The 12,871-nt window shown below is 63.2% G+C and carries 19 protein-coding genes and 1 pseudogene; 8 read left to right on the top strand and 12 right to left on the bottom strand.

What is annotated here, in order from left to right; genetic code table 11:
• Positions 1-11: 11 nt before the first annotated feature.
• The gene (locus Q0687_RS23400) at positions 12-1,058 is read right to left on the bottom strand and encodes an AraC family transcriptional regulator (RefSeq protein WP_298881966.1); all 1,047 of its coding nucleotides are present in this window, start codon (positions 1,056-1,058) and stop codon (positions 12-14) included.
• Between the two features lie 157 nt (positions 1,059-1,215).
• On the opposite strand from Q0687_RS23400, the gene Q0687_RS23395 reads away from it, so the two are divergent.
• Both Q0687_RS23395 and Q0687_RS23390 read left to right on the top strand, forming a co-directional pair.
• Complete coding sequence (locus Q0687_RS23395; RefSeq protein ID WP_298881963.1) at positions 1,216-1,725, top strand: lipocalin-like domain-containing protein; 510 nt, start codon at positions 1,216-1,218, stop codon at positions 1,723-1,725.
• A gap of 159 nt (positions 1,726-1,884) precedes the next feature.
• Positions 1,885-2,139, top strand: coding sequence for a hypothetical protein (locus Q0687_RS23390; RefSeq protein ID WP_298881960.1), 255 nt, complete (start codon positions 1,885-1,887; stop codon positions 2,137-2,139).
• Here the strand turns inward: Q0687_RS23390 and Q0687_RS23385 are convergent, their stop codons facing one another.
• From Q0687_RS23385 to Q0687_RS23355, 7 genes and pseudogenes are all read right to left on the bottom strand, one after another.
• The gene (locus Q0687_RS23385) at positions 2,140-2,379 is read right to left on the bottom strand and encodes a hypothetical protein (protein WP_298881958.1); all 240 of its coding nucleotides are present in this window, start codon (positions 2,377-2,379) and stop codon (positions 2,140-2,142) included.
• Entirely contained in the window at positions 2,376-2,555 is a 180-nt protein-coding gene (locus tag Q0687_RS23380; protein WP_298881955.1) for a hypothetical protein, read from the bottom strand. The genes Q0687_RS23385 and Q0687_RS23380 overlap by 4 nt, the downstream gene beginning before the upstream one ends.
• Positions 2,552-2,776 (bottom strand): hypothetical protein, encoded by a 225-nt coding sequence (locus tag Q0687_RS23375; RefSeq protein WP_298881953.1) that lies wholly within the window; start codon positions 2,774-2,776, stop codon positions 2,552-2,554. Before Q0687_RS23375 ends, Q0687_RS23380 begins: the two co-directional genes overlap by 4 nt.
• A gap of 19 nt (positions 2,777-2,795) precedes the next feature.
• A complete protein-coding gene (locus Q0687_RS23370; RefSeq protein ID WP_298881951.1) occupies positions 2,796-3,116 on the bottom strand; it encodes a hypothetical protein in 321 nt (106 codons plus the stop codon).
• Positions 3,117-3,205: 89 nt separating this feature from the next.
• Positions 3,206-3,659, bottom strand: a pseudogene (locus Q0687_RS23365) (Hsp20 family protein).
• A gap of 193 nt (positions 3,660-3,852) precedes the next feature.
• Positions 3,853-4,014, bottom strand: a complete 162-nt coding sequence (locus Q0687_RS23360) for a hypothetical protein (RefSeq protein WP_298881948.1) — start codon at positions 4,012-4,014, stop codon at positions 3,853-3,855.
• A 63-nt stretch (positions 4,015-4,077) separates the two neighbouring features.
• Positions 4,078-5,001, bottom strand: a complete 924-nt coding sequence (locus tag Q0687_RS23355; RefSeq protein ID WP_298881945.1) for a Ku protein — start codon at positions 4,999-5,001, stop codon at positions 4,078-4,080.
• A 158-nt stretch (positions 5,002-5,159) separates the two neighbouring features.
• On the opposite strand from Q0687_RS23355, the gene Q0687_RS23350 reads away from it, so the two are divergent.
• From Q0687_RS23350 to Q0687_RS23340, 3 genes are read left to right on the top strand one after another with little or no spacing between them, the layout of a single operon-like run.
• A complete protein-coding gene (locus tag Q0687_RS23350; protein WP_298881942.1) occupies positions 5,160-5,390 on the top strand; it encodes a hypothetical protein in 231 nt (76 codons plus the stop codon).
• Positions 5,383-5,631: a hypothetical protein gene (locus Q0687_RS23345; RefSeq protein ID WP_298881972.1), complete on the top strand. Its 249-nt coding sequence runs from the start codon at positions 5,383-5,385 to the stop codon at positions 5,629-5,631. The genes Q0687_RS23350 and Q0687_RS23345 overlap by 8 nt, the downstream gene beginning before the upstream one ends.
• Positions 5,628-5,834 (top strand): hypothetical protein, encoded by a 207-nt coding sequence (locus Q0687_RS23340; RefSeq protein ID WP_298881940.1) that lies wholly within the window; start codon positions 5,628-5,630, stop codon positions 5,832-5,834. The genes Q0687_RS23345 and Q0687_RS23340 overlap by 4 nt, the downstream gene beginning before the upstream one ends.
• 290 nt (positions 5,835-6,124) lie before the next feature.
• Here the strand turns inward: Q0687_RS23340 and Q0687_RS23335 are convergent, their stop codons facing one another.
• On the bottom strand, positions 6,125-6,307 hold the full coding sequence (locus Q0687_RS23335) for a hypothetical protein (RefSeq protein ID WP_298873168.1): 183 nt from the start codon (positions 6,305-6,307) through the stop codon (positions 6,125-6,127).
• 151 nt (positions 6,308-6,458) lie between these two features.
• Between Q0687_RS23335 and Q0687_RS23330 the strand changes: the two genes are divergently transcribed.
• The gene (locus Q0687_RS23330; RefSeq protein ID WP_298881937.1) at positions 6,459-6,659 is read left to right on the top strand and encodes a hypothetical protein; all 201 of its coding nucleotides are present in this window, start codon (positions 6,459-6,461) and stop codon (positions 6,657-6,659) included.
• A gap of 4 nt (positions 6,660-6,663) precedes the next feature.
• On the opposite strand, the gene Q0687_RS23325 is transcribed toward Q0687_RS23330, so the two are convergent.
• Positions 6,664-6,822 (bottom strand): hypothetical protein, encoded by a 159-nt coding sequence (locus tag Q0687_RS23325; RefSeq protein ID WP_298881934.1) that lies wholly within the window; start codon positions 6,820-6,822, stop codon positions 6,664-6,666.
• A gap of 81 nt (positions 6,823-6,903) precedes the next feature.
• On the opposite strand from Q0687_RS23325, the gene Q0687_RS23320 reads away from it, so the two are divergent.
• Complete coding sequence (locus Q0687_RS23320) at positions 6,904-7,110, top strand: hypothetical protein (protein ID WP_298881931.1); 207 nt, start codon at positions 6,904-6,906, stop codon at positions 7,108-7,110.
• Positions 7,111-7,154: 44 nt separating this feature from the next.
• On the opposite strand, the gene Q0687_RS23315 is transcribed toward Q0687_RS23320, so the two are convergent.
• The gene (locus tag Q0687_RS23315; RefSeq protein ID WP_298881969.1) at positions 7,155-7,379 is read right to left on the bottom strand and encodes a hypothetical protein; all 225 of its coding nucleotides are present in this window, start codon (positions 7,377-7,379) and stop codon (positions 7,155-7,157) included.
• 545 nt (positions 7,380-7,924) lie between these two features.
• Positions 7,925-11,014 (bottom strand): EAL domain-containing protein, encoded by a 3,090-nt coding sequence (locus Q0687_RS23310; protein ID WP_298881924.1) that lies wholly within the window; start codon positions 11,012-11,014, stop codon positions 7,925-7,927.
• A gap of 304 nt (positions 11,015-11,318) precedes the next feature.
• On the opposite strand from Q0687_RS23310, the gene Q0687_RS23305 reads away from it, so the two are divergent.
• Positions 11,319-12,821: a cytochrome P450 gene (locus Q0687_RS23305; protein WP_298881922.1), complete on the top strand. Its 1,503-nt coding sequence runs from the start codon at positions 11,319-11,321 to the stop codon at positions 12,819-12,821.
• Positions 12,822-12,871: the final 50 nt, after the last annotated feature.

The following is a 12,871-nucleotide window of genomic DNA, read 5'->3' as shown; positions in this document are numbered from 1 at the left end:
GCGAAACTCTCTCACCTTGATTGACGCTGCCTTCCATCCTGATCGCCGCGCGACAGAAGACCCCGCGCCGTCCAACTAAGTCCCTGGCTTCTGATGTCGGACGGGGTCGCACTGTAGCGGCGCCGAAACGCCCTGTTGAAATACGACAAGTCGTTGAAGCCGAGCTCGAATGCGATCGCGCTTATCGTGCGACGCGAATGGAGCGGGTTTCTCAAAACCCGGTGCGCCCGCTCAAGTCGCTGGCAGAGAACAAACTCCGAAAATGTGATGCCTTCGTTTTGAAACAGTTTGTGCAAGTAGCGTACGGTTACGCCATAACGCGCCGCAACCATCGTGGCGTTCAGTGTATGATCCTGTAGGTCGGCGACGATGCCGCCCTTGATGGCGGCCAGCCGCGCCGCCCCCGCGGTCCGGCTTATTTCAGTCCCTGTCCCATCGCTTTTCGCCGTAAGCGCTAACACGACGAGATCGTAGAAGTGGTTGGCGACAAGGCGCAGGGAGGCGGGCGTTCCCAGTCCTTCGTCGTCGGTCACGACCCTGAGATATTTTCTCAGCAGCCTCAGTCCGTCTGCGTCCCGCGGTATCCGGCGCATCGTGACGTCTCCAAGCTTGGAAACGAATGGCGCAATCGCGGATCTGGGCAATCGTATTCCGGCGATGTCGACAGGTGACGACGAGGCAAGTGTCCAAGCGTGTTCCTCGCTGGCCATCAAAACTGCATCGCCATCACTCAAGACCAACTCTTTTTCTCGCCAGCTTGCCTGGCTCGTCCCGCTCAGAGTCATGCACAGATAGAGGAAGGCTCCGTCTTCCCGTGCTCCGTGGCGGCGGACGCCGGCAAAGCGACCGGTGAGGATGCCGAGCCCAGGCAAGCTCCGATTGGCGAAGTCGACGTGCGGCGTCGCTTCGACATCGCCTGTGAGCCTGATCTCCAGCAAACCGCGTTCGTGCAACTCCTCTATCGCTTTGGCGCGTCCTTCTACTGGCAAGGCGCAGCTTGAAAATCGAACGACGGAATAGCCTGTCACCATCAGCCATCCTCCATAAAAGGTCGGCATGCAAAGGTTTGCCAGCTCGCGTTTTACCAAGCTGGGCACTTTGGTCCAAGCTGTTGTTCCTTCCGGTCCAAGACGTCGATAGCGATAGCGCTACCCTCGCGGCGGATTGCTTGCAGTCGCGGGCAATAATTTCAATGCAGATACATGGAGGACAACAATGAAGCACCGTAGCGTCCTTGGCATGTGCGTTGCCACCGGGCTGGGATTGTCCCTGCAAGCGAATGGCGCCTACGGTCAGCAACCATCGCTGAAGGAAGAGCTCGTCGGAACATGGGTGGCGGTCTCTTGGGAGCAGAAGAAGAGCGACGACACGGTTTTGCGGCAGTTCGGAACGAATCCGGTGGGTATGGCCGTCTTCGATGCGGGCGGGCGATACGTCATCACGGTCATGCGCTCGGATCGCGCCAAAAACGTCAGCAGCGCGCTCTGGCAGGGCACCGCGGAAGAAAATACAGTCACCGCGAATGGGACCCAGACCTATTTCGGGACGTACTCGGTGAACGAGACGGACCACAGCATTGCGATTCACGTTGAAGGTAGTTCCTTCCCAAACTGGAATGGCACAAACCAGAAGCGCTTTGTCGCGATTGCGGGAGATCGCCTCACTCTAACCATTCGCCCTCCAAGCGGGGAGGTCGTCGACGTCATTTGGAAACGGGCGCACTGACCCTCCATGGCTGCGCCGGCAGAGACCGATAGTCGCCAAGGGAAGCCGAACATAAACAGGTGGACAAGCCCCAGCCCTGCCGATTGCGAATCCCTGACCCGTGCTAACCGCTCGGAACGAGTAGGCGGGCGGAAGGATTCGTCCGCGGGAGCGATTTCGATGCTGATGTTCAAGGAAAGACGACCCGCGATCCGGACGCTGCGCGGTTGGGCGATCGGCGTGCTGCAGGAAGCCGGCGCCATCCACGAATGCGAGGAGCACGGCTGGGCGAAGGACCGGGCCGACCCGCACGCGCGCCAGCGCGCCTTCGAGACCGCCCGCGAGGATCCGCCGTCCGGATTCACTCCTGACGAGGCCGTCGCGGAACTTCGCGATGTCCTGGATTCGATCGGCGATACCTGCCCGGAGTGCTGATCAGCCCGGGTCGGCGGCTCCGCCGTCGCCAGCCGATATTGCACGCGATGCGCTCGCGCACAGCAGCATGAACAGCGCCTGTCCTGCCTTGTACCTCGCGCCCGCACGACTGCATTCCGACCCGGACATCACGGTTTCTCCACCAGTCCGGCAGACGGCCCACTTCCAACGCCCGCGCCCGCGCTGCTTCAACACGATGTCGTAGCCCGGATAGCGGTCTTCTTCGATGTCGAGCTTCATGCCGCCGACCTCCGAGGCATGCCGTCCGGGAGCCCGTCCAGCAGCCGCTGCTCGCGTTCGATCCGCGTCAGATAGAGGTCGCGCTCTTTGTAGGACTTGGTGCCGGCAAGCAGCAGGCGGTAATGGGCGATGACCTTCTCGCTGCTGCGGATCAGCATGCTCCGCACGTCGGTCATGGCGCCGCTCCGCTCTTCGCAGCAAAGGACGGTTTCGAGGGCATGGCGAGCGTGAGCGGGAAGGTCTGGGAGGTCAACGCCTCCAACGCCGAGCTCTCCTCCGACAGGCGCCGCTCGATGAACTGGCGCTCGATGTCCGATAGCCGCGTCTCGAGCAGGCTGCGGTAGCGGTGGACGTTGTTGCGGTGGGCACGGAAGCGGGCAAAGTGCTCGTCTAGCATGGGCGTCGCTCCTCCGGTCCTAGGCCGCGGCACGTTCGGCGGACCGCACGCGCATCGGCTTGCCGCCGGGCGGATCGCGCGGGCTCTCGTCCAAGGCACAGAGCGCCTCCAGGATCTCGTCGATGTTCACCGGGGCCTTCAGCCCTTCGGGGGCGCGCAGCGACGGGCAGGATGCGATGGCAGACGCATCGGACGCCCACGAGGCCAGGATGGCGCGCTTCTCGGACAGGCTGAGGTTCGGATCCGACACCACGTCGCTCGGATGCTGGTAGACGGTGCCGGGGTGAAGGATGGCGTTCAGATCGATCACGTTGTCGTAGAGCGCGGTCGTCGGCCGCATGGCTTCCTCCGTTTCGAATGACGAGATAGGGGAAAGGCCGCGCGGGAAGTCCCGCGCGGCTCCTGAGGCCTGGTCGCCCGGTCCGGTAATCAGGCGGCCTTGGCTTCGATCTGGGTCACGTTGCTCGGCGCGGCGCCGTTGATCTCGATGCGGCGCGGCTTCATCGCCTCGGGGATTTCCCGCAGCAGGTCGATGACAAGCAGGCCATTCTCGAAGTGCGCGCCCTTGACCTCGACGTGGTCGGCCAGCGTGAACTGGCGCTTGAAGTTGCGGGTCGAGATGCCGCGATGCAGGAAGGTCTTGCCCTCCTTCTCGGCCTTGCGTCCCTCCAGCGTGAGCACGTTCTGCTCGGAGGTCAGCGCGACCTCGTCCGGCGTGAATCCGGCGAGCGCGACCGAGATGCGGAAGCGGTTCTCGTCCAGACGTTCGATGTTGTAGGGGGGGATAAGTCTCTTCGGCGGTCCGCTGGACCTCGTCGAGAGCGTCGAAAAGGCGGTCGAAGCCGATGCTCGACCTCCAGAGGGGAGTCCAATCATACCTCATATCCAAATCCTCCTTGGAGCAAGATGGGTACGAGCAGGCTCCGGACACCGCCGGCGCCCGTCTCAGCCGCGGGACCCCGAAGGGCATCCCGGCGACGTCGAAAAAATCTGGAATCCCGCGAAATTTTTCAAGAGGGCGGCGCGATTTTTTTGGCCGCTGAAACCAGCAAAGTTAATGCTTGCTGCGCACCCGTTCAGGCGGGCTGACCAATCCCGTCGGGGTCCGGGCGCCCCCGAGCGAGCTCGAGCCAGGCCTGCGCAAGCTGCAGCCAGCGCTGCCTTTCGGGGCCGTCGGCGCGTACGGCTTCCTTCATCGCCGCTTCCGCCCGTGCCTGAGGATCGAAATCGTTGCCCATGCGCGGAATATCGTAGAGCACAGACGTAAAGGATAGATGGCCGACCTCCCGTACGACTCCGGATCAGGCGGACTTGCGCTGCTGCCTGGCCGCCGGCTTCTTCGCCGCTGTCTCCTTCGGCTTCTTGCCCTCGATCGGCATCAGCATTTCCTTTTGGCCAGCCGCTGCCTTGCGCCCCTTCTTGGCAGGCTTTTCGGCTTTCGCCGGGGCAGCCTCCTGACCCACGCTTCGCCGTAGCGCCTCCATCAGGTCGACCACGTTGCCAGCCGCCGGCTTGGACTTCGGCGTGATCGGCTTGCCGGCGCGCTTCTGGTTGATGAGGTCGATCAGCGCGGTCTCGTAGTGGTCCTCGAACTTCTCCGGGTCGAACCGACCGGCTTTCTGGTTTACGATGTGCTTGGCGAGATCGAGCATGTCCTGCGTGACCTTGACGTCCTGGATGTCGTCGAAATATTCGGCGGGATCCCGCACCTCGTAGGGATACCGCAACAGCGTGCCGATCAGGCCCTTGTCGCGCGCTTCGAGCGCGATGATGTGCTCGCGGTTCGTCAGCACGACCCGGCCGATCGCGACCTTGTCCATCTCGCGGATGGTCTCGCGGATCACGGCGAAGGCGTCGTGGCCGACCTTGCCGTCGGGACGCAGGTAGTAGGGCCGGATCAGGTAGCGTGGGTCGATGTCGGCCTTGTCGACGAACTCGTCGATCTCGATGGTGCGCGTGGACTCAAGCGCAATCTGCTCAAGCTCCTCCTTGGTCACCTCGATGAACTGGTCCTTCTCGAGCTGGTAGCCCTTGACGATGTCCTCGTTGGGCACCTCGTCGCCCGTGTCGGCGTCGACCTTCAGGTACTTGACGCGGTGACCTGTCTGCCGGTTCAGCTGGTTGAAGGAGATCTTCTCGCTCTCGGAGGTCGCCGGGTACAGCGCGACCGGACAGGTGACGAGGGACAGACGCAGAAAGCCTTTCCAGTTCGCTCGCGGGGCCATGGTTACGCAACGCTCCAGGTACGGTGACTAGGACTCAAGACGAACGGACGGGGCCGGTTCCGACACGCTGGCCGTCCGTCTCCGAGATTCATCCGTATGCCGTCACGGTGCCATGGGAATTACCTGTTCTCTTTAGAACAAAAAGAGAACATAATTCGATGAACGCTACCTCCGAACGGACCGGCCTCGACCCGGACGATCTCGACGTCGCCGCTGACCAGGCCATTGCGGCCTGCGGCGGGGATTCCAGGGAGGCGGTCAAGGCGCTGATCGTCGCCAACGACTTTCTCGAGACCCAGCTCGACGACCTCCGGAGAAAGGTGTCCACCGGCTATGCCCGGGGGCGGCTTCCAGGGGGGCACGGACGCGAGGATGAAGATGATGTCTGAGGTGACCTATTACGTCGGTCTGCCGTTCGTTTTCTCCGACGACGGCGTGGCTGCCGGCGAGCCGGCCGAGTGCCTGAGCGCCAACGCCGCTGTGATGCGGGCAGAAGCCCTCTCCCGCAAGCCGGGACATGCCGGCGCCATTGCCTTCTCACGGACGGGCGACCCGTCGTCGGGCGATTTCAGCGACGCCAGGCTAATCAGGAAGTTCGGCGACGTGCCGGACGATCTGAGCGCGCTGTGAAGCTCGACTGGGTCCGCAACGAGATCACCCGCATGCGGGGGCAGATCCGCGCCCAGGAGCGCGAGATCCGGATGCTGCAGCGGGCCGGAGTGGCGGCCGCATCGGCCGAACTCCTACTCACGCGCATGCGGGTGAAGGTCGATGATCTTTGCCGCGAGCGAGAAGAGCTGCGGAAGAGAGCCGCTGCAGCCACGCGAAGTTGAGCTGGCTCAAAGCGAACCTGCCCATGAAGCGTAGAGTTGACAACGTACCGAGCGGCATGAGCGCGCGCTCCGGTGCTGTTACGGTTGCGGAGACCCGGACTCCTAGGCACTCCGGGGCTCCGCCCCTCTATTTGCGACCGCAGATACGACGTCGGCTCAGAGAGCGACAGGCGGGCAGGTTCGATGGAACGAAGCCCGGGACTGCGGGTTGGACGGCGAAAGCATTTGACAGTTTGAGAGCACGATCGGCCCGGGCAGCAATTCGGCTGCCGGGGCCGATTTCTGTCCCGCTACTTGGCCGGCGGCCGCAACGAGCTGTCGGCCCACTTTTGGGCCGCGGGGTCGTGCAGCGGATCGTCATCGCAGGCGCGGCAAACGTACCGGTGCCGGTCCGCCGCCGCTTCGCCCGGAACAGCCGTCATCGGCTTGCCGCACGTCGGGCACAGCTTTCGGCTCGAGTGGAGCACAGCCATCGGATTTTCCCCTGCCGCCTGCAGCTTATTTCCCCGTACGGCGTCGGCGCAATAGTGTCGCGGAAAGTTATCCGCAATCTCCCCCGGCCCTTGACCTATCCGCCGCCCGATATTGAAATCGGGCTTTCAGTGATGTTGCGGGGGTGGCGTCGTGGAAGAGTTCTACAGAGGCTTCGCGCAGCGGGCGCGCGATCTCGCTGAGAAGGCGGATCCAATTACCAGGCGGAGGCTGCTCGACCTCGCTCAGCGATACGATCTCAAGAGCAGACCGGGACCGGTAAGCGCACGGTCGATGCCGCCGCCCCGCGCAATGCCGCCGACGGTCCTATTCTCCGGCACCAGCGAAGCCTGAGGCCTTAGTCCTTCTCGTCCGTCGGCCCCGGGTGAGCATCGGCTCGGCGCTCGTCCTCTTCTGCGAGCGCCGTCAGCCGTGCGACCGTCTCCGGATCACTGATGGCTGCCAGACGGCGACATCTCTGAGCCTCGGCGAGCAGTCGCGTCTTCTCGTCTTCCACGCCGATTCCAATCCGCTTTCTTCGAGCAGGTCGCGGCCCCGCCCCCCAGCGGCGACGCTTCCGCCGTCCTTCAGCGCGTTCTTGACGTCCCTCGCAGGCCAACTCTCGCCGGCGCGCCTCACGCGCACTGCCGCCGCCACCCACCAGTTCATGGGTGGCGACATCATCTTCGGCTTCGACCACGGTCAGCTCGGTCTCGGGCTTCCAGTCGAGCGTCAGATCGAGATGCCCGGGAAGATCTGCCAGCGCGAGCCGTCTTCGAGCTCGACGATGTGGCTCTCGGAATGAGAGCGGATCTTCATGAGACGCGCGCCAGACGCTTGCCCGTCTAACTACTTCTGGCCCGACGGCGCCTGAGCATTCGAGTCGCTCGGGTTCGCCTGCTTGTTGGCCTCATGGTGCCCGATCGCGCATCCTGCGGCGGCGCCGAGTTTGCCGTGTCCGGCCATGTGGCCCGCTACGCCTCCGACAATTGCACCCTTGATGCAGCCCTTCGCTTCCGCAGGCGAGACCGAGGCAAGCGCGAGCAGGCACGTGGCGGCAAGAATTGTTTTCATGATGATCTCCATTCTCCAGTAGTTCCTGACCAAGTCGCGAGACAGGGGCGCGTTCCGACAAGCCTGGCAGAAAGCCACTCAGGCCGCGTCGAGGCCACGTGGCGCCGAGACCCGCGAGAGGGCTGCACGGCGGAGCCGACCCTGTTCCTCGCTTCCGCACTTCGGACATTTGAAAGAGATCTTGCGTTGCGCGAACGTTTCCTTTCCCGAAGAGACCGCCATGGGCCCTCCACACCTCGGACACTTCACCAATAGATCGTTCGTTTCCACCATCGTGTCGGCTCCTCAACGTGCGCCACATCGCCGGCCAACCACGGGCCCGTGACGTCGTTCCTCGCGCAGCGCGCAGGCCTGCCATCGCGGTTGTCGCAAGACACCCGGTAACCCGGGAAGCTCGGTACGGGAGATGGTACGCGCGCAGCCTGCGCGGACCCGATCGAGGGCAGCAAAGACTACTCGACCGCCTCAGCGAATTATTGACCTCGCGAACGACCAGATCGCGCGGCGACCGTCTCAAGTGGCGGTGCACTCCGCTGCCGGGGCGGCTAGGAAGCCTCTCGCATAGACGATTCAAGGGTTAGGGACTCGTCGACCGCCGCAAGCCGCCGCGGACGTCCGATCAGGTAGCCCTGCATTTCGTCGCAGCCTTCCTCTAGCAGAAGGGACATCTGGGTGTCGGTCTCGATCCCCTCCGCGAGCACAGGCAAGCCAAGTCCGTGGGCGAGGCCGATCACGGCCCGCACGATGGCCAGCGACCGCTCGCTTTGGCCTAGCGCCATGACGAACGACCGATCGATCTTCATCCGGTCCAGAGGGAAGGCCTCCAAGTACGACAGGGAGGAGTATCCTGTTCCGAAGTCATCCAGGGCGATCTGAATGCCAAGCGTCTTGAGCGACTGCATCGTTCTCTTGGCGCGCTCGATGTCCTCGATCAGCACGCCTTCGGTAATTTCCAGCTCGAGCCGTGACGCCGGCAGGCCCGTCTCTCGCAGCGCCTTGCGAACGTGCGCATCGAGGTTCTCTCGGCGGAACTGCGCGGCCGAGACGTTGACGGCGATCCTGAGAGGCTGCTGCCAGGAAGCCGCTTCCCTGCATGCTTCCATCAGCACCCAGTCGTCGATCTGCGCGATCGAGCCGCTCTGCTCCGCGACCGGGATGAACTCTCCGGGCGGAATGATGCCGCGAACCGGATGGCGCCAGCGCACCAGCGCCTCATAGGCCTTTAGCGTGCCATCCCGATGCTGCTGCGGTTGGTACTCCAGATAGAGTTCGCCCCGTTCCACGGCGACCCGCAGGTCGTGCTCCAGCGCGCGGCGGTCCCGGAGCTGCTGATCCATGGCGCTCGTGAAAAGGCGGACCGCCCCTCTGCCCTCATGCTTCGCCCGGTAGAGAGCGGCATCGGCGTTGGCCAGCAGCGAGACCGCGTTGTCGGCGTCTCGCGGATAGAGAGCGACGCCGACGCAGAGATCGATCTGCAGCGCGTGGCCGTCAACCTCGATAGGCGTTTCGAACTGGGCGCGCATGCGCGTGGCCAACAGTTCTGCCGTTGCGGGCAAGGGCGATTGATCGATGATGCCGATGAATTCGTCGCCGCCGACGCGCGCGACGTATGCACCCTGCGCGGCTACCTGAAGGCGCCTTGAGGTCTCCCGCAGCACCGCATCGCCGATGGCGTGGCCGAACAGGTCGTTGACCTCCTTGAAATGATCGAGATCGATGCAGAGCACGGCGAATGGGCTGCCCGTGACCTGCGCTCGTTCGACGGTGGATCCCAGATGTCGATCCAGGGCCGTTCTATTGGGCAATTCCGTCAGAGCATCGTGGGAGGCCAGATAGCTGATCTTCTCTTGGGCCCGATTCCTGTCCGTCACGTCGAAGGCGACGCAAACGTGCGCCGCACTACCGCCGTAGACGAGCGGTCGAGATTCGATCACCACCTGGATCACGTCGCCGCTGGACGTGCTGTGGAGCTCGTAGTCACGACCCTCGCTACCGGGATAATCTTCGCACTCGAGCTGCGGCTCGAGCATTTCCAACAGAGCTTCTCGCGCATAACCATAGTGGCGGCACATCGCGCCGTTCACGGCGATCAGTCGTCGCGTGCTCGCATCGACAACCCACATCGGAAGCGGGTTCTCCTCGAAGAGCAGCCGGAAGGACGCTTCCCGTCGCTTCAGGTCCGTGATGTCGATCCGGACGCCGATGCTGCCGCCATCCGCAGTGCGCCTTTCCTCGACCCGAACCCATCGATCGCCGTCCAAATGCTGTTCGTGCGAGTGCTGAGGAAGTGCATGCCGGGCCAGGCGCTCGGTCAGCCATTCCTCCTCCCGACCGATGGCATCGGGGTACTGCCCTGCGTCCAGACCGGCCCGGATGAGCGTTTCGAACGGGGTACCGGCGGTAAGGGCGTTGCGGCTGACGTCATAGAGCTCGGCGTACTGCCGATTCCAAAGGACGAGCCGGTCGTCCATGTCGAAAATGGCGAGCGCCTCGGGAACAACGTCGAGCGCTTCGGTGAGGTGGGCGTGAGCCGCTCTGGCGCTCGCTTCCGCTTGCTCCGCCACCGTCTTTGCCTTCGCAAGCGCCGTCTCGGTACGGTGCCGCTCGGTGATGTCCTCATGGGTCGCGACCCAGCCCTTGCCCGGCATGGGCCGATGCCGGATGCGCACTATGCGCCCGTTGGTCAGTTCGACGGTAGTATCCGAATCTTCGGTGATCACGGGAGAACTGTTGCGCCAGACCAGATAATCCTGCTTGGACATCTTGGGTGCGCTGCCTATGGCGTAGCGGAGATCGACGATGTCGTTCAGCTTCATGCCCGGACGGACGACTTCTGGATCGAGGTCATAGATCTGCAGGTACTGCCTGTTGCAGACGATCAGGCACTGGTGCTCGTCGAAGAAGCAGAGGCCCTGGGACATGTTGTTGAGCGCCCTGTCGAAGCGCTCGGCGACGGTCGTTGCGCTCTGCTCGGCAACACGTGCGCGTTCGCCCTCTTCAGTCAATCGGCTGTGCGTCTCGACCAGTTTGACGAAAGATCGGAAGTTGGTGCTGATCATCCGCCCGAGCAGGACGAGGAGCAGCAGTAGATTGATCCCGAGCGAGATCATCATTCCATCGCCGGACAGCAGGAGCGCGGTCGCGATCGGTGGACCAGCGATCAACATGGTCAGCAGAGAGGCCGGCGGGAAACTGCCGAGGCAATAAGCCGTGCCGACGCAGCCCATGAACACGAGCAGCGCCACAGGTGCGCGCAGGCCGGGATCCACGACCCCGAAAAGCGCGAGGATCCAGAGCACGAAGCCCGTGTTGAGAAAGATCGCGACGAGGCGGGTTCTGACCAACTGACGATAGGCATCCTCGGGAGTGAATTCGGCGCGGTCCAGGCGCACCCACTGGATCAACCGGACCACGCAGATCGCGAGGAGTCCGGTTGGGACGGCAAACCGAAGCCACGGCGAGACGCTCGACGGGAGCACCAGTCCCACGCTGATGCTGTCGATCAGCAGCACCGCATACAGAACCGGCACCTGTTTCCGGAGCACCCGGAACTGCTCCACGAGCAGCGAACGACCGAGCGGGTCGGTCGTGCTGCCCACGGAGAAGGCGCCACGCATTCGCGAGAGTATGTCCATCGAAGAAACCCCAGCCAATCAACAAGCTAGAGGCGGAGTGTCGAACGACACGTAAAAAGGGAGGACAGTTCGAGCTGACGAGGTGACGGCTTGGTGACTCAAGCCTTAACGCCGTGACGCTAAAGCGGACCATGTTCCTCATTTGGAACCTTTGCAGCTTTTTCCCGTTTCTCACGGTGCGGATAAACCGGAGAACGACCAGGAGTACACCGCGATGGAACCCTCTGCTGCGCTCAGTATCCGTTCCTGCGCTTTACGGTTTGTACATCCACGCTGATTGACGTGTCGCGTATCCGAGTTGGCGATGTCGCACACTGTATCAACCCAGCTCATCCCGCCATGGCCGACGCCCCCCGATCGGCTTCCCGGCCTGGTAGGCCTCCTGCACCGGCTTCGTCGCAATCCTCTCGAATGTTGGAGCGCGGAATTCTTCCGTGAACCGATCGTTCGGATCAGGCTTCCGCTGCTCACGGCCTACATCGTCAGCGATCCGGAGGCGATCAGACGGGTGTTGATGGACAATGCCGCGAACTACCGCAAGGATCCGATCCAGCGCCGGATCCTTGCCAACGGTCTTGCCGACGGTCTGCTGAGCGTTGAAGACGAGCGGTGGGAGACGCAGCGGCGAACCCTCGCGCCGCTGCTTGCCAAAAGAACTGTGATCTCGTTCTCCTCTGCGATCCGGCACGCCGCCGAGCAACTCGCCGGCCGATGGGAGAAGCTATGTGACGGGACAATTCTAGACGTCGCCGCGGAAATGACGCTGGTGACGCTCAACGTGCTCGCTTTGACAATCTTCTCAGACGGGATCGGCGGAGATCCGGAGGACTTCCGATCGGCCATGAATGCCTATTTCGGCGTGATCGGGCGCATTGGGATCTTCGATCTCATGGGACTGCCAGCGTCCGTTCCCCGTCCCGGACGGGCAAGGCTGCGCCGCACGATGGCCTATTTCGAAGGAGTTATCGACGGTCTCATCGAGACGAGACGCCGTCGCATGGGCAGCTTCGGTGCGGCTCCCCCAAACGACCTACTCACGCTTCTGCTTCGGGCCGACGATCCGACCACGGGCCGGGCGATGAGCCTGACGGAAGTCCGCTCAAACATACTCACCTTTCTGTCGGCAGGACACGAGACTACCGCGAACGCGCTGGCGTGGTCGATATTTTTGCTTTCGCAATCGCCGGAATGGAGGATGCGCGTCCGGGAGGAGGCGCGCCGCGAATTGGACGGACCGGTCGAGGGGCTCGCCGATCGGCTGGTGGTCACGAAGGCGGTGGTCCAGGAAGCGCTCCGTCTGTACCCGCCGATCGCCGCACTCAGTCGTACGGCAACCGAGCCCGATACGATCGGACAATTTCAGATCGGGCGAGGCGCCCTGGTGGTGATCGCACCTTACGTGCTGCATCGTCATTCGACCCTTTGGGATCGACCCGAAGTTTTCGACCCCGCTCGGTTTCTCGGCGACGCCAAACGGGAGGTGCCGCGGTTCGCCTATCTGCCGTTCGGCATCGGACCGCGGACCTGCATCGGAGCATCGTTCGCGCTTCAGGAGGCGACGATCGTCTTGGCGGTCCTGATGGAGCGCTTCGAGCTGGCCCTCGCTCCCGACGCAAAGGTCTGGCCTGTCCAGAGCGTCACGTTGCGACCTGCCTACGGAATTCCCATGCGCCTGATGCGGCGCGGGGGCGTAGATCCCCTGACAACGCGCGAGAGCGTAACTTCAGGCCCGCTCGATAATGCCGGAGGTGAAGCTGCCGCGGGAGACCTGGTCATGCAAAGGACGGCTCAGATCGAGGGCTACTAGTCGGGCGTTTCCTTAGTTCGAATCATATCAGGCAGCCTCGGCGAGCTTGT

The organism is uncultured Bradyrhizobium sp., assembly GCF_936928535.1.
Classification (GTDB): Bacteria; Pseudomonadota; Alphaproteobacteria; order Rhizobiales; family Xanthobacteraceae; genus Bradyrhizobium.
The sequence above is the reverse complement of the archived record's forward strand: the minus strand, read 5'-3'. Positions and strand labels throughout refer to the sequence as shown.